The sequence below is a fragment of the Methanothrix thermoacetophila PT genome (assembly GCF_000014945.1).
Lineage (GTDB): Archaea > Halobacteriota > Methanosarcinia > Methanotrichales > Methanotrichaceae > Methanothrix_B > Methanothrix_B thermoacetophila.
Genome location: NC_008553.1, coordinates 1,077,128 through 1,096,814, shown reverse-complemented (window position 1 = coordinate 1,096,814; position 19,687 = coordinate 1,077,128). Strand labels below are relative to the sequence as shown.

General features: G+C 54.9%; 18 protein-coding genes. 5 read left to right on the top strand and 13 right to left on the bottom strand.

Annotated features, from left to right (window positions below; translation table 11 throughout):
• Positions 1 to 129 precede the first annotated feature (129 nt).
• Positions 130 to 2,808 carry a cation-translocating P-type ATPase gene (locus MTHE_RS05270; RefSeq protein WP_268741207.1) on the bottom strand — a complete coding sequence of 893 codons (2,679 nt, stop codon included), beginning with the start codon at positions 2,806 to 2,808 and terminating at the stop codon, positions 130 to 132.
• Between the two features lie 796 nt (positions 2,809 to 3,604).
• Between MTHE_RS05270 and MTHE_RS05260 the strand changes: the two genes are divergently transcribed.
• Positions 3,605 to 4,465 carry a coiled-coil protein gene (locus MTHE_RS05260; RefSeq protein WP_011696187.1) on the top strand — a complete coding sequence of 287 codons (861 nt, stop codon included), beginning with the start codon at positions 3,605 to 3,607 and terminating at the stop codon, positions 4,463 to 4,465.
• An 83-nt stretch (positions 4,466 to 4,548) separates the two neighbouring features.
• Here the strand turns inward: MTHE_RS05260 and MTHE_RS05255 are convergent, their stop codons facing one another.
• The 4 genes from MTHE_RS05255 to MTHE_RS05240 form a co-directional block, all read right to left on the bottom strand.
• On the bottom strand, positions 4,549 to 5,358 hold the full coding sequence (locus tag MTHE_RS05255) for a helix-turn-helix transcriptional regulator (protein WP_011696186.1): 810 nt from the start codon (positions 5,356 to 5,358) through the stop codon (positions 4,549 to 4,551).
• A 63-nt stretch (positions 5,359 to 5,421) separates the two neighbouring features.
• Complete coding sequence (locus MTHE_RS05250) at positions 5,422 to 6,459, bottom strand: methyltransferase domain-containing protein (protein WP_232840824.1); 1,038 nt, start codon at positions 6,457 to 6,459, stop codon at positions 5,422 to 5,424.
• Positions 6,460 to 6,462: 3 nt separating this feature from the next.
• Positions 6,463 to 7,548, bottom strand: a complete 1,086-nt coding sequence (locus MTHE_RS05245) for a phosphotransferase family protein (protein ID WP_011696184.1) — start codon at positions 7,546 to 7,548, stop codon at positions 6,463 to 6,465.
• Between the two features lie 2 nt (positions 7,549 to 7,550).
• The gene (locus tag MTHE_RS05240; protein WP_175265826.1) at positions 7,551 to 8,819 is read right to left on the bottom strand and encodes an adenosylhomocysteinase; all 1,269 of its coding nucleotides are present in this window, start codon (positions 8,817 to 8,819) and stop codon (positions 7,551 to 7,553) included.
• Between the two features lie 85 nt (positions 8,820 to 8,904).
• Here MTHE_RS05240 and hisA point away from each other — a divergent pair, with 85 nt between their 5' ends.
• The gene (gene hisA, locus MTHE_RS05235; RefSeq protein ID WP_011696182.1) at positions 8,905 to 9,633 is read left to right on the top strand and encodes a 1-(5-phosphoribosyl)-5-[(5-phosphoribosylamino)methylideneamino]imidazole-4-carboxamide isomerase; all 729 of its coding nucleotides are present in this window, start codon (positions 8,905 to 8,907) and stop codon (positions 9,631 to 9,633) included.
• A gap of 10 nt (positions 9,634 to 9,643) precedes the next feature.
• Positions 9,644 to 10,876, top strand: a complete 1,233-nt coding sequence (gatD, locus tag MTHE_RS05230) for a Glu-tRNA(Gln) amidotransferase subunit GatD (protein WP_011696181.1) — start codon at positions 9,644 to 9,646, stop codon at positions 10,874 to 10,876.
• A gap of 153 nt (positions 10,877 to 11,029) precedes the next feature.
• Here the strand turns inward: gatD and MTHE_RS05225 are convergent, their stop codons facing one another.
• The 3 genes from MTHE_RS05225 to MTHE_RS05215 all read right to left on the bottom strand — a co-directional run bounded on the left by MTHE_RS05225 (position 11,030) and on the right by MTHE_RS05215 (position 14,061).
• Entirely contained in the window at positions 11,030 to 12,355 is a 1,326-nt protein-coding gene (locus MTHE_RS05225; RefSeq protein WP_175265825.1) for a cobyrinate a,c-diamide synthase, read from the bottom strand.
• A 186-nt stretch (positions 12,356 to 12,541) separates the two neighbouring features.
• Positions 12,542 to 13,300 carry a histone deacetylase family protein gene (locus MTHE_RS05220; RefSeq protein WP_011696179.1) on the bottom strand — a complete coding sequence of 253 codons (759 nt, stop codon included), beginning with the start codon at positions 13,298 to 13,300 and terminating at the stop codon, positions 12,542 to 12,544.
• A gap of 140 nt (positions 13,301 to 13,440) precedes the next feature.
• Entirely contained in the window at positions 13,441 to 14,061 is a 621-nt protein-coding gene (locus MTHE_RS05215) for a hypothetical protein (RefSeq protein ID WP_011696178.1), read from the bottom strand.
• Positions 14,062 to 14,408: 347 nt separating this feature from the next.
• Here MTHE_RS05215 and MTHE_RS05210 point away from each other — a divergent pair, with 347 nt between their 5' ends.
• A complete protein-coding gene (locus MTHE_RS05210) occupies positions 14,409 to 14,924 on the top strand; it encodes a hypothetical protein (protein WP_011696177.1) in 516 nt (171 codons plus the stop codon).
• 62 nt (positions 14,925 to 14,986) lie between these two features.
• Positions 14,987 to 16,171: a cytochrome c biogenesis CcdA family protein gene (locus tag MTHE_RS05205; RefSeq protein ID WP_232840823.1), complete on the top strand. Its 1,185-nt coding sequence runs from the start codon at positions 14,987 to 14,989 to the stop codon at positions 16,169 to 16,171.
• Between the two features lie 103 nt (positions 16,172 to 16,274).
• Here the strand turns inward: MTHE_RS05205 and rsmA are convergent, their stop codons facing one another.
• The 5 genes from rsmA to MTHE_RS05180 form a co-directional block, all read right to left on the bottom strand.
• On the bottom strand, positions 16,275 to 17,024 hold the full coding sequence (gene rsmA, locus MTHE_RS05200) for a 16S rRNA (adenine(1518)-N(6)/adenine(1519)-N(6))-dimethyltransferase RsmA (RefSeq protein ID WP_011696175.1): 750 nt from the start codon (positions 17,022 to 17,024) through the stop codon (positions 16,275 to 16,277).
• Positions 17,025 to 17,097: 73 nt separating this feature from the next.
• The gene (locus MTHE_RS05195; protein WP_011696174.1) at positions 17,098 to 17,703 is read right to left on the bottom strand and encodes a DUF655 domain-containing protein; all 606 of its coding nucleotides are present in this window, start codon (positions 17,701 to 17,703) and stop codon (positions 17,098 to 17,100) included.
• Between the two features lie 7 nt (positions 17,704 to 17,710).
• Positions 17,711 to 18,058 (bottom strand): RNA polymerase Rpb4 family protein, encoded by a 348-nt coding sequence (locus tag MTHE_RS05190; RefSeq protein WP_011696173.1) that lies wholly within the window; start codon positions 18,056 to 18,058, stop codon positions 17,711 to 17,713.
• Positions 18,059 to 18,061: 3 nt separating this feature from the next.
• Positions 18,062 to 18,352, bottom strand: coding sequence for a 50S ribosomal protein L21e (locus MTHE_RS05185; protein ID WP_011696172.1), 291 nt, complete (start codon positions 18,350 to 18,352; stop codon positions 18,062 to 18,064).
• Entirely contained in the window at positions 18,327 to 19,685 is a 1,359-nt protein-coding gene (locus tag MTHE_RS05180; protein ID WP_011696171.1) for a tRNA pseudouridine(54/55) synthase Pus10, read from the bottom strand. The genes MTHE_RS05185 and MTHE_RS05180 overlap by 26 nt, the downstream gene beginning before the upstream one ends.
• Between the last annotated feature and the right edge of the window lie 2 nt (positions 19,686 to 19,687).

Genomic DNA, 19,687 nt, shown 5'->3' with positions numbered 1-19,687 from the left:
AGGGGTCTGCGGAAAACCCGAGATTCAGGAAGGAGCAGTGACAGAGTAGCATGGCGCGAACTCCGGGGAGATCACGCCCTGAGACACACTCAAAAACAATCCGATGTGATAGTCTATTTTGAGATAGCCTCAGGCACTGGGAACCCTGCGGCGCACCATCTTGTACGCCTCCATCGCAACCAGTATCGTGAGAGCAAGTGCCAGAAGTCTGGCCCAGTGTTCAAGTGATACAGGCCCGATGTTCAGCACACCGCTGAGCCATGGAGTGTACATGGCTGTTATGTGGACCAGCTGTGCTCCGAGAGTGCCGATCACCAGAATGGGGTTTCTCATCGGGCTCAGGCTGAATGCGGAGCGCAGCTCTGAGCGGCTGTTGAATACCTGCAAGTTCTCGAAGAGCACCATGAGAAGCATGGTGCTGTTTCTCGCCTCATCCATGCTCGATCCGGTGCTCAGGAGATACCTGTAAAGCATGAATGTAATTCCGCCCATTACGATGGATGAGAGCAGTATCCTCTCGACCATTATTCTGTTGAAGATGCCTTCCCCATGAGGCCTTGGCGGTCTCCTCATCTCATCGCCCTCAGCCGGCTCCAGAGCGAGTCCTATGTGCTGTATACCATTTGTCACGAGGTTGAGCCAGAGGAGCTGAACTGCAAGCAGCGGAAGGGGCACCGCTGCAAAGAGAGACAGGAAGAACAGCACTATCTCCGCAGCACCTGTCGATACCAGGAGGAATATGACCTTGCGCACATTGCTGTATGCGACCCTGCCCTCCTCCACGCCTGCTACGATGGATGCGAAGTTGTCATCTGTTATGACAAGCTCCGCGCTCTCCTTTGCAATATCCGTCCCGCTCATCCCCATAGCGACGCCAACATGGGCTGCGCGCATAGCAGGCGCATCATTTGCACCATCTCCAGTTACAGCAACTGTATGCCCCAGGCGGATCAGAGATTGAACGATGTCCAGCTTCTGTCTGGGCTCAACCCTTGCGAAGACCCTGGCCTGGCGAATGAGATCGTCAAACGCCTCATCTCCGATATGTTCCGCCTTTTTGAGCTCCGGGCCTGTCACCACCTCTTCCATGCTCTGGGCCAGCCCCAGCTCACGAGCTATGGCCAGCGCAGTAATCGGATGATCGCCGGTCACCATCGCAACCTGTATTCCGGCCTTTCTGCATCTTGCCACCGCATGCTCTGCCTCGGGTCTCAAGGGATCGATCATTCCGATCAGTGCCAGGAATGTGAGCCCTCTGAGCTGCTTGTCCGAGAATTCCTCATCGCTTTCAACCACACCATCAGCTATCGCAAGAACCCTGTAGCCGTTGTTCGCCATATCCGCCGCACATCTCTCGATCGCATCTCTCTCCAGTGGTGCATCTCCATCTATTGTCACCATCCTATCGCACATCTCTATCAGTATCTCAGGCGCACCCTTGACGAACACCTGGTGCCTCTCGCCCACCCTGTTAAGCGTGGCTGCGAACTTTCTCTCCGAGGCAAATGGTATCTGTGCGACCATGGGGTGCTTCGCGGTAACATCCGCCTGCATCACTCCCACTTTGTGCGCCATGACAAGAAGCGCCACGTCGACCGTATCCCCATGGTGGACCCAGCGACCATTGCGCATACCGAAGAATGCCTCGTTACAGAGAGTCGCTGCAGTAACAACTCTTTTAATGAGATGCTCCTCCCGCTCGGTGGGTCTCCCGTGAGCTGTTCTGATCTCCCCCTCTGGTGAGATGCCGTCTCCTGTCACCTCCATGTATCCATGCCCTGGTATGGCCACCAGCCGCGCCGTCAGCACATTCATTGTGAGCGTGCCGGTCTTGTCAGATGCTATGAAGTCACAGGATCCCAAGGTCTCCACTGCAACCATGCGACGGACGATGACGTTACGCCGTGCCATGCGGTTGACTGCAACCGCAAGCACCACTGTGAGCGCTACAGGCAGTCCTTCTGGAATCGCGGAGACTGCAAGGGCCACCGATTGAACGAAGACCTGTGCCGGATCCATGCCTCTTCTGACCTCGATGGCGATTATCAGAAGCACAGCGATCAAGACTGCCTTCGCTATATTACCGGAGAACACCTCCATTCTCCGGGTAAGAGGCGGCTTTGCAGACTCCACATCTGTAAGGGTTTCAGCCAGCCTTCCAAGCTCGGTCTCTATGCCGGTCGCCACCACCACTCCTTTGCCACGCCCACGCGTCACGATGGTCCCAGCAAAGGCCATGTTGACACGATCGCCCAGAGCAGCATTCCATTTCAGCACAGCAGATGCATCTTTTGATACAGGGGCTGACTCTCCTGTGAGCAGGGACTCATCCACGTTGAGCGCGTGCGTCTCAATGAGACGGAGATCCGCAGGCACCTTCATGCCCTCCTCCAGGAGGACTATGTCCCCAGGCACACACTCCTCTGCATCCACCTCGAAGCTCTCGCCCTCTCTGACAACACGTGCGTACGTCCTGACAAGATTTCTAAGAGACTCAAGATTCCGCTCAGCTGAGTACTCCTGAGCCGTGCCGATGACTGCATTTATCAGAAGCACAGCCAGGATGAAGAAGGCATCCGTATGCCTCTCCAGGAAGAAAGATACCACTGCTGCTACCAGGAGCACGTAAATGAGAGGGCTCAGAAACTGCCGCAGAAATAGCGACCATATACCCAGAGGTTTCGCTCTTGGAAGCGTGTTTCTGCCAAAGCGCTCTAGTCGCTCAGCTGCCTCCTTTTGGCTGAGACCTGTTGCAGAAGTGTTCAGCTCATGCAGTACATCCTCTGTATGTCTGGAATGTGGTTGCAGCTCTGCTATCTGAAAACCCCCACACCATTCTGCATGCGATACATATTGTACAGGAAAGCCACGCCGAAACAGGATTGGAGGTCCTGTATGGCGGGAATATCCCGGTAACAGTATTTTAATGGCATTCTGATATTAAATAATTGTCTGTAAGTAAAATGATGGCCTACCACACTCCTGTACTTACATATCATCACTGTGCTCATCAATATGTGATGCCGCAGCACAGTTGTTATCACAGATCACAGGACGCTCTTATACACATCATCACTGTGCTCATCAATATGTGATGCCGCAGGATTTGTGAACGGTCATTTCGCTGACATACAATTCAGCCCAGTCATCGCAGCGGCCAGATATCACATACAAAATACACACCATTGCAGAGGTCTCCATGAGTGGCAAACTCCGCCTGCCATAGATCCGAGCAGGGATTAAGTATCTCCACCATATCCAAAAGCAGCAAGCAACAGATCTCTGAATTCAGCCCTTATTCGGACAGGTCCATAGACCCACCAAAAGATTAATACGTTAAAGATATCTGACGTCTGTGCAGTAGTTGGCCAGCATGGTCCGCAACAGGGAAGTATTTTGGTGGAGAGCACATGCGATACGATCACAACATCGCCATAGCATTGCGGTAATACTGATTTGCTGATATCTGACGTGCAGGACCCTGCTGATGTGCTGTCGAGGGAACCCCATAGCGTAGAGTGGTGTAGATACGCCTACGGGCGTGCTGGGCAGCAGGCCCAGACAGAACCCCAGCCATGTGCTGGAAAAGGAGGAAAAAAGGAGGATGCTTGCAGAACTGGAAGAGAAGAAGGCCAAGCTCAAACAGGAGTCGCTTATCTTCAAGGAAAGACGCAGCCAGCTGAACGCGGAGGCCAGCAGGTGGGCTGCGAAGCGGAACGAGCTGAACAAGGAGACCAAGGAGCTCATAGAGAAGGCACAGGAGCTCAAGAAGCTTCGCGACGAGTACAACACCAAGGTCGCGGAGTCAAAGAGGCTTCGCGATGAGCTCAACGAGAAGACGAACCAGATCTATGCGAAGATCGACGAGATCAGGAAGAAGTACAATCTCTCAGGAGACAGATCGATCCGCGAGCTTCGCAGGGAGATAGACCATCTGGAGTTCAGGCAGCAGACCGAGGTGCTCAGCCCGGATAAGGAGAAGCAGCTCGTCGAGAGGATCGCGATGCTCCACAACGAGTTCAAGCTCCGCAAGGAGCAGCTCGAGAAGAACGAGGAGCTGAAGAAGCTGCTTGAGGAGGCGCAGGCGCTGCGCGAGCAGGCCTCGAAGCATCACGAGGACGTCACCAGATACGCTGAGCTGGCCCAGGAGTATCACGACAAGATGATTGCCACGTTCAAAGAGGCGGATCAGAAGCGGGCCGAGGCAGATGCTGCACACCGCGAGTTCATAAAGGCTCAGGAGGCGGCGGATGAGCAGCACAGAGAGTTCATAAGGACACAGAGGGAGATCCGCGATTTTGATAAGATCATCATGGGCCTCAAGAAGAAGAGCCGCGATGCCAGAGAGGATCGCGCAAAGGAAGCTGCAAAGCGCGAGGCCGAGGAGATCCTGAATCAGTTCAAGAAGGGAGAGAAGCTGGATACAACAGCCCTGCTGAGGCTCCAGCGCGCTGGCCTGGTATGAGCGGCGAGGCGGGATCTGCCCGCCCTCAATGTTAATATTCTGCAGCAGGCTGTCTCATGAGTCTGCTTTGCTGATGCACATGTTTATATTGAAGTGATCCTTTCCGCCCTCTTCTTGTGGTGCAGGAAGAGCCTCATTCCCCATTCTCTGGCCCCAGGACCTGTGCATATCAGGTCATGACCGATATCATAGCCACCATCGAGCCTGAAGAGTCCGAGGGAGAGGGAGGAGTCGATGACTGTAAACGCTGCTCTGACCTCAGCATCGAGCCTGTAGAGCTCAAAGTTATCCTTTCTGAGAATATCCTTCAGGATATCCCTGTATTCTCTCGCAACGATCTCAACAATGGGAGCTGTGAGAACAAGCTCCACATGCGCACCGTTCTTCACAGCAGTATCTATCGCTGTGGGATACTCTGGAATTATGATGGGCGATACCCCATATATGCTTCTTGATGAGATGAGCTGTGATACGAATATCTGCTGCGTCCTGAGTATCGCGGCCGGGTCTCCACTGACTATCTCACCATCCCTTAGAAGACCTATGTCCACAAGGAGATCATCCGGAATCGCGCTGATGTCATGGGTCCTCCAGAAATCCTTGTGTTTCTCCAGCACAACAATCGCGCTTAAAAGCCTGCTCAGCATCAACGCCTGAATGCGACCCGTGTTTGTGAGCGTGTATCCCCTGAGGCCCCTGACGACTGTCCCGGACTCGATCATATCCTTGACTGCATGCAGTATCGTCGATGCTCTTGTTCCCAGCAGCCTCTCGAGATCTCCTGCGGTCAGCTCTCCATCCTTGAGCGAGAGAAGGACCTTGGTACGTATTGCGGATCTGGTGAATCCCTTGAGCAGATCCTCTGCAAGATCGAAGTCATCGCATACCGTCATGCCGAACCCCTTAGAATGCCGAGTCAGAGTTTAGAATCCCTGTATTAATATGTAGCCTGCATTTCAAAAGTCAGCGGGCTTCTCGCACACGTGAATGTATCTCGTCAGGCTCCTGTGGACCCTGTCGCTGTGGAGCTCCACTATTCGAAACTCCTTCGATCTCAGCAGCTCCTCTGCAGGTCTGTCTGTGACGATCACCGCACGCCTTCCGGCCTTTAGAACCCTGAACATCTCCTCGAAGCTTCTGGAGAGGATCTCATCCTTCGATCTCGCTTTTATCACCGCGGATCTGCCGTATGGTGTATCAGAGACTATTGCGTCCACAGAAGCGTCTTTAAATGGAAGGCATCTCGCATCCCCGAGTATCAGATCCGCATCCAGCCCCTCCAGGTTCGCCCTGGCACCCCTGTTCAGCTTCTCCTGCACATCCACGCCCGCGCCCCTGACTCCTATTAGGCAGGCCTCGACCAGAATCCCACCTGTCCCAGAAAAGGGATCGAGCAGCAGCTCTCCAGGTCTGACCATCGTGATGTTGACCAGGGCCCTCGCCATCCTCGGCATAAGAACTCCGGGATAGAAGAAGGGCTTCAGATGCGGCCTGCGCCTCTCAAATCCACCCCTGTCAGGCCTCGCAACCTCGTATCCGAACACAACCTTGCTGCGGGATATGATCGCGCGGATGTCCATCTCCGGGTTCTCGAGATCTGCTCTGTAACCCATTGAGTGGAGCACCCTTCCAGCCATTCGCTCGAGATCGTGGCTTTTGACGAATCCTTCTCCGAGACGGCTGGCCCTCATCCTGTATCTCAGCCTTGGGAGATCGAGCGAGCGGAGTGCCTTCTCAATGTTTTCGGGGCTGGCATCGCATACCTTGAGAACCTCAAGAATCCTGTGGGTCATCGCGAGCCTCTGCTCCAGGATTCTCAAGTCAAGATCATCCGCCTCCACAAGCAGACAGCGATCTACTTCAGCCACCTCTCTGAAGTATGCAGCATGGATTCTGAGGAGCGAAAGCACCTCACTCCTCGGTACCGTCGGATGCTCTCCGGAGAGCTCGAAGGCGTAGAGCTTTGCCATACCCGGGAGGTGATCGCTTCTCATCAACTATCTCAGATACCCGTTCACGTTCCTGTAATCGAACGAATCGTCATCCAGAACGTTCTCCAGGAAGTTGAAGAGCGTCCTCCTGACGTCATATGAGAGGAGCGGGTACCAGGTGGGACTGGCCACGACAACAGCTCTGAACGCGAAGAACGGAGCTATGACATCGAGAACCTCCTCATCGCCTGTCCTATCCAGATACCTCTCGAAGAAGATCTCGAAGAGATCCCTGAGACCTCCTGCAAGCCTCATCTCCTTCTGGACGGAATAAAATATGTAGTTCATCGACATCGCGCTCAGGTCGTCCGCGGCCTCGCCCCACTCACCCCTGCTCCTGTCAAGCACAGAGAAATCGCTGCCCTCCCTGAACATCACGTTCCACGGATGGAAATCGCCGTGGACCTGGCAGAGCCTGTGGGTCATTGACCTCAGCTTCCATCGCCACTCCACACACCGCTTCTCGATCTCGCAGAGCTCGCCGCGCTCGAGGAACTCAGGCGCATCCGGATAATCGTCAAGAATGCCCATGATACCCTCTCCATGGCCGATCGTGTCCCTGATCCTGCGCCTGTAGAGCGGCGGGCAGCTGTGCTTCACGCTGTGTATCTCAGCAAGATACTCCGCGAGCGCAGCAGCTCTCGCTCTGTCAAGCTCTGTAGCCCCGCTCTCCTTGACCCGCTCAAGATCGAAGAAGTACTCCCTCCCCTCGATCCTCTCCATCACAAGGAAGAACTCCTGTGCATCGCCGCAGGATCTCATATCCCCGGAGGGTGTGAAGTACCCGACATCTATCGATCTTACATGCTTTGGAAGCTTGTTGAACGTCGAGTGCTGCCAGAGCATGACCTGCGCCCTGTCTGAGAAATGATCGTGCCCAAAGCCGTGCTGCACCCGCATGGTCGAGAGAACAAGATACTCCTTCCTGCCATCGAGAAAATACTCGATCAGCAGCGGGCTGCCGTAACCAAAGCCCTTCACGTCCCCTGTGGTCGGGATGGTCTCACCCATCTTTCTTATGGATGTGAACCTGGCACCATCCCCGAATATGCTCTTCAGGTATCTCTCAATGCTATCCCTGCTTATGTCCATGTTCACGTCCCCATCTGCCAGCTGTGCAGGTACCTGTCCTGCTCTGGAGTCAGCCTCTCGATCTCTATCCCCATCGCCTTCAGCTTGAGCTCTGCCACCCTCCTGTCTATCTCCACAGGTACCGGATACACCTTCCGCTCAAGCCTCCTTCCGTTCTCGACTATGTATCTCACTGAAAGCGCCTGATTTGCGAAAGACATGTCCATTACCTCGGGAGGATGGCCGTATGCAGCTGCCAGGTTGATCAGTCTCCCCTCAGCGAGCAGGTATATCCTGCGTCCGTCAGGCATGACGTACTCCTTAACGTTTGGCTGAATCTCGTCAGTGGAGACGGCCATGCTCTCCAGTCCGGGGATGTCGATCTCCACGTTGAAATGCCCGCTGTTCGCAAGTATCACCTGATCTTTCATCAGCTCGAAGTGCTCATTTCTTATCACATTTATATCGCCTGTGAGCGTCACGAAGAGGTCACCAAGCGGCGCTGCGGATCGCATCGACATCACCCTGTAGCCGTCCATCGCAGCCTCAAGTGCCTTCCTCGGCTCGGTCTCCACGACGATCACGTTTGCTCCCAATCCCTTGGCACGCATCGCGAACCCGCGGCCACACCAGCCATAGCCTGCGACAACCACGGTCTTTCCGGCGAAGAGGAAGTTCGTCGCGTTCATTATCCCGTGCAACGTCGACTGCCCTGTACCATATCTGTTGTCGAACATCATCTTCGTCTCGGCATCGTTCACAGCTATCACAGGATATGCCAGAGCGCCGTCATCTGCCATGGCCCTGAGCCTCATGACCCCTGTCGTGGTCTCCTCGCATCCCCCAAGTATCTCGGGGATGAGCTCGCGATGGCTCTTGTGGACAACTGCTATCGTGTCAGCTCCATCATCGAGCGTCACGTTCGGGCGGAGCTCCAGAGCGCGCTCTATGCACTCATAGTACTCACTCTCGTTCTCGCCGCGGAATGCGTACACATGTATGCCACGGGATGCAAGAGCAGCTGCGACATCATCCTGGGTGCTCAGCGGGTTCGATCCCGTGAGAGCGATCTCCGCGCCCCCTGCTCGCAGCGCCTCTATCAGATTGGCGGTCTCTACCGTCACATGCAGGCATGCGACTATCCTTATGCCCTCAAGAGGTCTCTCCCTCTCGAACTCCTCCTTTATGAGCTGGAGCACCGGCATGTGCCTCCTCGCCCACTCTATCCTTCGCGCACCGGCGTCCGCGAGCGTGATATCCTTCACGATGCTCTTCTCCAATCTATCACCCATCTCCTGAACGCGAGCTGGCCTAAATGCTTTATCTATCGGCTCAGGCCAAGTGTTATATCACTGCAGCTTTCACTCACCAGCCATTATGACGTTTGACATATTTCCCGCTGTGGACCTGCGCGGCGGAAGATGCGTCCAGCTCGTCCAGGGCGTGCCTGGCAGCGAGGTTGTGTCCCTGGACGATCCGCTGGTTCAGGCGGTCCGATGGGCGGATATGGGCGCTGATCATCTTCACATAATAGATCTGGACGGCGCGATAGAGGGCACCAGGCTGAACGCGCCGATACTCAGGAGAATCGTCGGAGAGCTGGAGGTCTTCGTCCAGGTCGGTGGGGGGATACGGAGCCGCTCAGATGTTGCAGAGGTCCTGGATACAGGCGTGGATCGCGTCATACTGGGCACGATGGCCCTCAGGGATCCTCCAGTCGTGAAGGAGCTCGCAGAGGAGTACGGACCAGATCGCATCATGGTTGCCCTTGATGTGAGAGATGGGCGCGTTACATCAGAGGGCTGGCAGAGGACGCTGGAGTTTGATGCGATCGAGCTTGGCATCGTCTTCGAGAGCTTCGGGGCAGGCTCGATACTCTTCACTAACATAGATACAGAGGGTCAGCAGCGTGGTGTCGATCCCGAACCTACAAGAGAGCTGGTCGAGGCAGTTAGCATACCGGTCATCGCAGCAGGTGGTGTCAGCTCTCTTGATGATATAAAGCTTCTCAGCGATGCGGGTGCGGCAGGAGCTGTGATAGGGACCGCAATATATACCGGCACTCTCAATCTGAGAGAGGCTCTGGAGCTTGCAAAGACGCTTTGAGGTGTGGCCCATGGAGCTGGGAGACAGAGTGGCTGTAATAAAGGGTGGTATGAGGTACGAGGGGATACTGATGCCCTCGCGCAGCGATCACGTCGTGATAAAGCTCAGCAACGGCTACAACATCGGGCTCGTTCCTGACAGTATAGAGGTCCTGGAAAGGGCGCAGAAGCATGAGAAGCAGCCTGAGCAAATCCGGATGCGCGAGGATCTGCCGCTCGTCACAATAATCTCAACAGGAGGCACGATAGCCAGCAAGGTCGATTACAGGACCGGAGCTGTGACGAGCCAGTTCTCTGCTGAGGAGATCATCTCAGCGATACCGGAGCTTGGAGATATCGCGCGCTATCACGCAAGGGTTCTCTACACAATCCTCAGCGAGAACATGCGCGCGGAGTACTGGATCGAGCTCGCAAGAGCTGTCGCTGAGGAGATACAAAACGGTGCGGAGGGCGTGGTGATAACCCACGGAACGGACACGATGACGTATACGGCAGCGGCTCTTTCATTCATGCTCAGGACTCCGGTGCCAGTGGTGCTCGTCGGCTCGCAGAGGAGCTCGGACAGGCCGAGCAGCGATGCGGCGATGAACGCGATCTGCGCTTCGACTGTTGCAGTAAGCGATATCGCAGAGGTCTGTGTTGTGATGCACGGAAGCACCAGCGATGATTACTGTTTGATCCATAGGGGCACCAGGGTCCGCAAGATGCATACCTCGAGAAGGGACGCGTTCCAGTCCATCAACCATCCGCCGATCGGGAGGGTCGATTACACCACACGAAGGATTGAGATATTCTCGGATTACAGAAAGCGTGGAGAGTGTGAGCTCCAGCTCTTCGACAGGCTCGAGCCGAGATGCGCCCTTATAAAGTACTTCCCCGGCGCTGATCCAGAGATATTCAATCACCTCATAGAATTGGGCTACAGGGGGATAGTCATCGAGGGCACGGGTCTTGGGCATGTGGCCACCGACTGGATACCGTTCATAAAAAAGGCCACGGATAATGGCATACCCGTGGTTGTGGCGTCCCAGTGCCTCCGCGGGAGGATTTGCGACAGGGTCTACGATACGGGCAGGGACATGCTGGCAGCGGGAGCAATTGAGGCAGAGGACATGCTCCCTGAGGTGGCCTTGGTCAAGCTCATGTGGCTCCTCGCGAACGCCTCGAGTCTAGATGAGGCGAGGGATATGATATCTAAACCCCTGGCAGGAGAGATCTCGGGATCCACGTCGATGGACGTGTGATAGAGAGCAGGTAGGCGAGTCTTAAAGCAGGAGGGGAGGGTGTCTACGCCTGGTCGGGCTGCAGGGAATGGCTAGGAGAGACGCGGAGATCGGCTCCTCTGTATCTGTTGCATCTCTCCTAAAGATCCAGTCTTGCCGATTTTTACAGTCCGCTCACCTTCTTTTGTATGCGATACAGCTCTCCATGAACCTCTCCAGGGGGAATGAGGCGAAGTGCGCGTGGAGGTATCCGCCGAGGGTCATGTGCTCGATCAAACCGTCCATGCCGTTTTCAATTCCCCTACCGCGCCTGAGCCTGTATGCGAACTTTGCGTCCCTGTCGCACTCCATTCTCGAGTAGTGAAACTCGTGCCCTCTTATCACACTGCCCTTTTGGGAGAATGGATTGTCTCTCACGACTTCAGCCTCGACGTATCCCAGAGCCTGGAGACGTTTGGTCATCATAGTCGAGGCTGGAAGGACCCCTGTCATCTTATAGCTCCTGTCCTCCACGACCAGATGCTCCCCAAGATACATGAGACCCCCACACTCTCCGTAGATCGGCATGCCATCAGATGCAGCCTCTCTAATCTGAGGAATGCACCTTCCAGCTTCAAGTGCGGTCGCGTGTAGCTCGGGGTATCCACCACCTATGTAGATGCCATCAACATCTGGAAGCGCATCCCGAATGGGACTGAACGGTATTATCTCCGCGCCAGTACTCCTCAGGCGATCGATGTTATCCTGGTAATAGAAGCAGAACGCCTCATCGAGGGCGATCGCGATGCGCACGCAGCTCTCCACGCTTCCTGTGCTCTCCCTCTCTGGCACATCGACCGGAAGCGCGCAAGCCTCGAGCAGCTCATCCAGCAGGACGTTCTCCTCAACGAGATCCGCAAGCGCATTCACATCATGATCTATCTCGAAGCCCATTGCCAGGCCTAGGTGCCTGCTCGGGAGCGAGATGCTCCTCCTCCTCGGAAGTGCTCCGAATATCCTGAAATTTATGGACTCTCTGAGCGCTTCCAAATGTCGCTCGCTCCCGACCTGGTTCAGTATGACCCCGATGATATTCACAGAGGGATCGAATGACCTGAAGCCGTGTATCAGGGCAGCTGCAGATCTTGACATGCCGTGCACGTTAACCACAAGCACCACAGGAATGGAGAGAACTTTTGCAACATGCGCGGTGCTGGCCTCTTCGCCACCACCGATCCCATCGTATAGCCCCATCACCCCCTCAACCACCGCGACGTCTGCGCCTCTTATCGCGGAGAGGAACGACCGTCTCACTCCATCTTCACCCATCATGAACGTATCCAGGTTGCGAGAGTGCCGGCCGCATATTGCAGTGTGGTGTGTCGGGTCTATGAAATCAGGCCCTACCTTGAAGGGCTGTACTGTCATTCCTCTTCTTCTCAAAGCTGCCATCAGTCCCAGAGTGACAGTGGTTTTGCCTACCCCGCTGTGGGTTCCTGCGATAATAAATGCAGGCATCATGAACTCTTGTATGCACCATCTGATGAAAAACCTCGTGCCCCTCAGGCTGATCGGAGGGATGTGAGAGGCTTCCTGCAAATCCCTCTGATATAAACTCTGTCAAGTCTGCTGCGGTGTGCATGTATTTTGAAGACGAGGTTTGGAGGCGATCTCATATGCATGCTGCCAGCTCGCCCTGCATTCGGATCATTCGAATCCGGAAACGAAACTCCTGATGCAGTATCTCAGATCCTGATGATACCCGCCTTCGAGAACAGCGAACCTGCGCCCGCCGCATCTCTCCTCAGATGCATCTCTTATCAGGGAACCGATCTTCCTGTAGTCGTCTATATCGAGCATACCGCCCCAGTCCAGACGATATGTGTCAAAGCCCGCTGACACGCCTATGATATCGTACTCGTGGAATTCGAGCGCGTTTTTCACCTGCTCGATATATCCGATGCTATCGAGATTTATGTAATCGAAGTTAATGTCGATGGCGCCGATGTTGACAACGCTCACATCCGGATCCCATCGAAATATGCTCACAGTGCCGTCTCCGAAATGCAGGTCGATGTCCAGGATAAGGACCCTTCGGACATGAGGCCTGATGGCCTTCACAGCCACAGCGATGTTGTTGAAGAAGCACATGCCCCATGAGTGATCAGAGGATGCATGATGTCCTGGCGGGCGGATCAGCCCGAAGGCCGGCTCTCTCAGTGCGATCCTCGCGGCTGCAACAGCGCCACCAGCTGCAAGGGCTGCAGCCCCGTAGAGCCCTCGCATTCTGACGCGCTCAATATGCCCTGAGGTATGGACCGATGCGATCTCCTCCTGGCTCGCTGGAGCTGGCTCGAAAAACTCGTAGCCAGAGAGCTCCTGGGCTGTAAGCCTGACTCTGTCAGGATTCTCAACAGGATTTGTGGGATACCGCTTCTCAAAGCCCCTGCTGTATACGACAATCATCTCTTCCCGGTGTACCTCGAAGCTCACATCTGCGAGATCAAAAGCATGCATTATGTGCCGTATCTGTGAATGCGAATACCTGAAAGGCAGCTCACCTGATCGGGGCCACAACTGGACTGCAGACTGCGTCGGAATCCCGCTCAGGCGCATGGTAGCGTCAGCGGTGGATTCTCGCCAACCTCTATCTCCTCACGTATATTGACCTCGCCTATGTAGAGGCCACCCATGAGCATGTTGGTTGTTTTGTCTGTTTTGTTGACAAACCGCGCCCCTATCCTGGCAGTGCCATGGAGATATGAGTTGATCTGGTAGAGCGAGACGTTCTCGCTCTGATATATGGTGGTGTCCTTGACCAGATCTTTTATGGATGAGTAGCTCTCTGAGACCACGCTACCGACATCGTAGTTCTTCGCGCAGAGCGCGTTCTTCAGATCGCTCTCAGACGGACCCTCTGAATACGGATGGTATTCAAAGTAACCCCATTCGTTGAAATACATCTCGCTCTCATCTGATGTATTGCTGCTCCAGAAGTCGATTGTTTGTCTTCTGGAGACGGTCCCGCTGCCCCGCGTACCGACAACAAGCTTCTGCCCCTTGAACCCGTAGTCAGTCTCGTATATCTTTGTCTCGTCCATATAGCCGTTGACAAACAGATACGAGTGCTGGGTCAGGGTGCGGTTGCCTCCACCGGATGCGGGGCCCACACTGAGGCATATCAGGACTAAGACGAGCACATAAACCAGGACTGGGAAATGCCTCATGCCAGCTTCCCCTTTCGGATTCCGTGAGAGTGACATGCAATCCACAGCATCTTCTCGATCTCCGCGAATAGATACTTTGCGGTCCACCTCATAGAGATGTTCAAATGAGAGCTGAGAGCTTAAGCCGGAAATTTGAGTATTACTGCTTTTGGATGAGACCTGGTCCAAACAAGAGATGATTTAAGAAATCTGTGTTTAAGAAATCTGTGGCTCGCTGCTTTCGGATGGCGGAGGTGCTCAATCCTCATTCGAACATACCCCCTCATATCCACGCATGTTGAACCGAAATTGATTTATGTAGACTAATGAAAGCACTGCTGATGCGGAGAGGCCGCACTGGGGGTCGTATGTTGAAGCCATATAGCTTGATAGTGGTTCTGCTGGTGCTCTCGCTCTCAGCGATGGGGGCAGAGCACTCTGTTGGCGCTGGAAAAGACGACTGGTGGGTATCGTATCCGGAGGATAATACCAATGCAGGTGGCTCTGTGAATCATCCAGAGTGGGTTCTGAATGCTCTAAAGGATAAACCGGTTCTGATTTTCGTGCACCTGAACTGCGATTACTGTGCGCCACAGAAGGAGGCTGTTGATAGCGTGATGCAGGATTACGCCGGAGACGTGACGTTCTTCGATCTCTCCGGGGATTCCGATGCGCGTGCTGCTGATGTCCTGGTTTATGATCCGGACGGCGGGAAGGCACTCGTGCCACTCACTGTGGTGGTCACCCTCGTGAACGACAACGGTGATGTGAGGGTTGGATGGCACAGCTCTGAGGACATCACTGGGGAAGACTGGATCAGGTCTTACCTGGACGACGCGATTGATCTGTACAATGAAAACAGAGATGGCTGGGCTGGAGCTTGATGCGCTCGGTTCATTTTTTGGCAATCCTGCTGGTCTGCTCTTCATTTGCTGCAGAGGCTGCCGTGGAGAGCACCCAGGGACCTTCTCTTCTGTACATCACAAACATAGAGAGCCCGATATGCAGGGAATGTGAGGAGGTCCTCTCCACACAGACAGCTGAGATAGCAAGGCTCGCGGCAGAGCATCCTGATGTGGAGATCTTCTCGATAAACATACGGAAGAATCCATACTCAGAGAACGGCAGCTCTCTGGCCCTCTCGTGGTGGGGGGTTAACGTGACATGGCCCTGGGTGGAAGACTTCCAGCCGTATCCTGCTGCAGGACGGTACATGGACTACTGGTCCTCGGGCACGGGCTTCTCAAACCCGACGATAATAGTATTAAATTCAGATGGAGATGTGGTCAAGGTCTATCGCGTTTACCAGATAGGCAGGGGGCTGATAGATGGCATCCAGAGCTCTGATAAACTATATGCAGATCTGAGGAGCGCCGATGAAAGGAGCTCAGGCTGGCTCTCGTCCTCACGCGCCGGGACCTCTGCCATTGGCATGTTCGCGCTCGGGATGATGACATCGCTCTCGCCATGCTCTGTGGCGCTCCTCGCGGCGCTCTTCTCATACATCATCTCCAGAAGGAGGCGTGACACTGCAGATGGTTACAGAGAGGGGCTGGCGATCGGGATCGCATTCACAATCGGCATGGCAGCGGTGTTTTTTGTCATCGGGCTCTTCGTATCCCAGCTCGGCATATTCATGCGCAGCTCCAGGCTCTTCGATCTCGCCGCCGGATTGCTGCTGGTTGTGCTGGGTGTGAACAGCATCATCCCCCTGAGCGAGTTTGTGGGCCCGATCTTCAGCTTCCGGAGATCTGAAAAGAGCTATCTAGAGCGCCTGATCAACGTATCGCTAAAAATATTCGAGCGCTCTTCGACCCTGGGCGCGTTCTTCCTCGGCGCGTTCTTCTCTCTGGGCTGGGCTCCATGCGCGATATCGCTCGTGTTTCCTGTGATAATCTGGCTCATCTCACAGGACATCTCGCCCCTGGGCGGCGGGATCATGCTGTTCGTCTTCGGTCTCGGACATGGTGTGCCGGTGATACCGATGGCAGCACTCTCAAGGTCTGCAGCTGCAAGAATAGCCGACAGATACATATCGGCGGGCAGCTACATTACCAAGATCTTCGGGATTCTTGTTATAACACTCGGAGTGCTCTTCGCGGCGAGATACTTCGGATATGCGCTGTGGTGATCGAGCTTGAAAATCGCGCACGTTCTTTTTTCACGATGTCACGCAAACGTCAGCACTCACCCGCCTCGACACTCCTTGCGAGATAGCGCTCCTGATGAGCTCATCACAGCGAGTCTCTCGACCGATGCTCCGAGACCACCCTGGCGATCTGAACGAACTCATCGACCCCAAGATCCTCCGGCCTCGCATCGAGTATTGAGGGGTCGAGATCGAGCATCACATCATCAGCAACGCCTATCGACGCCAGCGCGTTTTTGACCTTCTTTCTCCTCTTGGTGAAGAGATCCCTGCTTATCGATGAGAAGATCAATTCGTCGACCAACTCCCTGTCTCTCCTCGGCCGGAGTCTGACAACAGATGAGCTGACATGCGGCATCGGCCTGAACGCGGATCTCGGCACGGTTTCAAGAACCTCGACATCAGCGTAGTATGAGACATTCACGCTCAGCCGTCCATACTCCCTGCTGCCGGGAGAGGCGAGCATCCTCTCCACAAACTCTCTCTGGTACATCAGCACCATGAGATCGAAGGGGTTCCTGAGCAGCCTCAGCGTTATCTTTGTCGAGATGTGGTAGGGGAGATTTGATACGACCTTGTTGTACTCCGGCAGATCTACACGGAGCGCATCACCCTGGATCACCTCGACGTTTGGGAAGCTTTCCTCCACATAGCGGGCGAGCTCAGGATCCGCCTCTATAGCGTAAACCCTGCCCGCCCTGGCGGCCAAAAACTCCGTCAGACTCCCCTTCCCGGGGCCGATCTCCAGTATTCTATCCGAGGGAGAGATCTCAGCGTAGCCGGCTATCCTCTCCGCGATCCCTCTGTCCGTTAGAAAATGCTGCCCGGATTTCATGTGAAACACCAAGGAGACCCTACTCATTTAAGGGATGACCAGCTCCCCCGGAACCGGTCTCTGCACCCTGTGTTCATGGCCTTCTGCGGGTTTCGGCAGGCCTCGGCTCCTTCGGCTCTGCTGTGAACACCCTGTACTTGATCCGGTCGTCCATGAGCTCCTCCTCGATGCGCTTCGCGATGAGCTTTTCAGGGTTGTGCAGACCCTTCACCCTCTCAGAGAGATCTTTAAAGCTCCTGAAAGGGCCCTTTTTCCTCTCATTGAGTATGGCCCACATCAGCTTCTTCCCTATACCCGGGAGTAACTCGAGACCGTGCATTCTTGTTGTTATCGGTCCAGCCTCGTTGAAGTACCTGATGAACCTGTCCTCGTTATCGAGCACTATCTTCTGTATCTCATACCCGAGCTCGAGCTTGGCGCTGTTTGTGAGATCGCCGTAGGTGATCCTCCTGTTCACGCGCTCGATCACATCGCGTGCTGTCAGGTTCACCCGCTGCCCGACAGTCGGAACCACCCCCTCCTTTGGGGTCATCTCCATCAGAACGAAGTTTCCCTCGCCCACTGCCTGAACAAGCGGACGCTTCTGGTAGCTTGTTATGGCCTCCGAAACGTGCCCGTAGGGGAGATAGTCAAGTATCCGGGCTACTGTTTCCCTCCTTGGAGGCCTGCTATCGGGCAAGAGAGACTTACCCCCTGCGCACTATATCCAGAATCGCGTCCAGCTCTTCCTCTGTCAGCGAGAACTTCTCCTTCGCATAGATTGCCCTGAGCTCGTCCCTGGTCATGGGCCTGAGGTCCGCTATCTTCACAGCTATCTCGGGGGTAACCTTCTCAAGAGCCAGGAGAGCTTCCACAAGCTGCCTGCTCTCCTCAGGCGTGCTGTGGGAGAAGAGCTCTGCATGGCGCATGGCCCGCCTGAGCTCATATCCGAGCTCCTCGGCCTCGCCCGACCTTCTCTCCCGGATCTCTTTGAGAAGCGCATTCACCTCTGCTATCGTGAGCAGTTCATCTTTCAGAACGTTCTTGACTATCATCTTCTACTTCTGAGCAACCAGGTGCTCGGGTAAGGCTATAACGAGCTTCTTTGCGCTCTGATCCGGGACCTCCAGCACGTAAGCTCTTCCTCTCCTGCCCACCACAGTTCCGGTCCTGCCATGAAACTTCGGGTGTGGCATCCCTTTATGAATGCTGGGATCGATTATTATGTGAACCTTCTCACCAACGGCGAAATCCTGTATCGCCCTGACTACAGGAGAGATTCCCCTCTCCCTGACGCTCTTCTTGAGCTTATCCCTGGTGTTCTTACGAAATCCGTGTGATTTTGGCATTAGGCACTCCACCTACATCTATTACATCCAGCTCCACGACCCTGGCGTCTGATTCTAGAAGCTCCGCAAGGCTGGGCCTGGTCCTGCCAGCATCCCCTGATATCAGCTCTTTAACGTAGAGCCCGCTATCGCAGCGGACGGTTATCCTTGCCGTTCTGCCGCTGAACTCCTCCAGCTCGGCGCTATGCACCGCCCTCCTGCGGACCTTATCCGCCCTTCTGTGAGAGACGCGAGTTGGCGTACGCTGTTCTACAAAACCTATCAATCTGGACAGGGCGGATTTAAGCTTTTCTTCCTCCACTGGTACGGAGAACTCGATTAGAGCCTCGTAGGTCTTCTCGAACCTCTCATTCTTCACCATCTCGACCATGGATTTGTCAACGAAAATGAGATCGCTGACCTCTACCTTGCCACTGCAACGTCTGTTTATCTCGTCCCTCAGCGCGTTCAGATCAAGATCTCTTCTGCGTGGACGCACGACCTCGACCACAAAGGGCCGGCCGCTGCCAAGCATCCTGGCATCTATGTCCTCTCTCCCAGCGCCATGGAAAACCGTGTCCTCAGCGTCCGCCGCCTCCACGATCGGGCCCCTTATGAGCTCATCCACAGACTCCTGGTACATTCGCCCTGTGTTGCCGCATCTCTCGCAGCCCCTTCCGCCACAGACCCTACACGGCCATCTCGTCTGCGGAAATCCGCGCTGAAGCTTCCTGTACCTCCCGTAGATGTAAAGCGGCTGGATCTGTATTTCGACGTGCCCGTCTGAGAGATGAAGATGCACAACAACCTCAGGATTGTTGAGATCTGGTTGCTTCCCGCTCTTCAATGCTATGAGCTTCCCCACTTCGCGGTTGATCTCTGACTTCATGGGCTCTGCATGCCTGGAGCAACCATCCGCGAGCAGGAGCTCCTCATTCTCAGCAAGAAGACCGCTCATGAATGTGCCGACCAGAAACCTGCTGCACTCTATTCCTTTAAGCTCATCCACAGCCCTGTCTGCGAGCTCCTCCAGGCGCTCCGGATACATCTGACCAAGACACACCCAGCAGTTCTCATCGTCGCCCTCGACCCCCAGCCTGAGCCTGGCCTGCCTGCAGGACGGTGCGAGTGCGCGCAGCATCTCCCTGGACTCATCAGAAGCTTGGAGATCTGCACTCATGACCATGAGCGTTTTTATCGATCGCCCGCGCTCGCTGTTTGTCATGCCTGTCCCAAGCATGGCGAACTGCCTGCCAAAACAGCTGTCGCATATCGGGCCGAGCCGGAGGATTCTCACGGCAGTCGAGATGAGATCGGATGCGATGCAGTTATCGGTTGGATTTTCAGAGGGCATAA

Excerpts from the sequence above, each read along its gene's own strand:
- hisA (WP_011696182.1), top strand. The coding sequence starts at position 8,905 with ATGACGTTTGACATATTTCCCGCTGTGGACCTGCGCGGCGGAAGATGC.
- MTHE_RS05215 (WP_011696178.1), bottom strand. The coding sequence starts at position 14,061 with ATGAGGCATTTCCCAGTCCTGGTTTATGTGCTCGTCTTAGTCCTGATA.
- MTHE_RS05225 (WP_175265825.1), bottom strand. The coding sequence starts at position 12,355 with ATGATGCCTGCATTTATTATCGCAGGAACCCACAGCGGGGTAGGCAAA.
- MTHE_RS05245 (WP_011696184.1), bottom strand. The coding sequence starts at position 7,548 with ATGGACATAAGCAGGGATAGCATTGAGAGATACCTGAAGAGCATATTC.
- MTHE_RS05255 (WP_011696186.1), bottom strand. The coding sequence starts at position 5,358 with ATGACGGTATGCGATGACTTCGATCTTGCAGAGGATCTGCTCAAGGGA.
- MTHE_RS05240 (WP_175265826.1), bottom strand. The coding sequence starts at position 8,819 with ATGGGTGATAGATTGGAGAAGAGCATCGTGAAGGATATCACGCTCGCG.
- MTHE_RS05190 (WP_011696173.1), bottom strand. The coding sequence starts at position 18,058 with ATGATAGTCAAGAACGTTCTGAAAGATGAACTGCTCACGATAGCAGAG.
- rsmA (WP_011696175.1), bottom strand. The coding sequence starts at position 17,024 with ATGAAATCCGGGCAGCATTTTCTAACGGACAGAGGGATCGCGGAGAGG.
- gatD (WP_011696181.1), top strand. The coding sequence starts at position 9,644 with ATGGAGCTGGGAGACAGAGTGGCTGTAATAAAGGGTGGTATGAGGTAC.
- MTHE_RS05210 (WP_011696177.1), top strand. The coding sequence starts at position 14,409 with ATGTTGAAGCCATATAGCTTGATAGTGGTTCTGCTGGTGCTCTCGCTC.
- MTHE_RS05260 (WP_011696187.1), top strand. The coding sequence starts at position 3,605 with ATGCTTGCAGAACTGGAAGAGAAGAAGGCCAAGCTCAAACAGGAGTCG.
- MTHE_RS05185 (WP_011696172.1), bottom strand. The coding sequence starts at position 18,352 with ATGCCAAAATCACACGGATTTCGTAAGAACACCAGGGATAAGCTCAAG.
- MTHE_RS05180 (WP_011696171.1), bottom strand. The coding sequence starts at position 19,685 with ATGCCCTCTGAAAATCCAACCGATAACTGCATCGCATCCGATCTCATC.
- MTHE_RS05250 (WP_232840824.1), bottom strand. The coding sequence starts at position 6,459 with ATGAGAAGCGATCACCTCCCGGGTATGGCAAAGCTCTACGCCTTCGAG.
- MTHE_RS05220 (WP_011696179.1), bottom strand. The coding sequence starts at position 13,300 with ATGATTGTCGTATACAGCAGGGGCTTTGAGAAGCGGTATCCCACAAAT.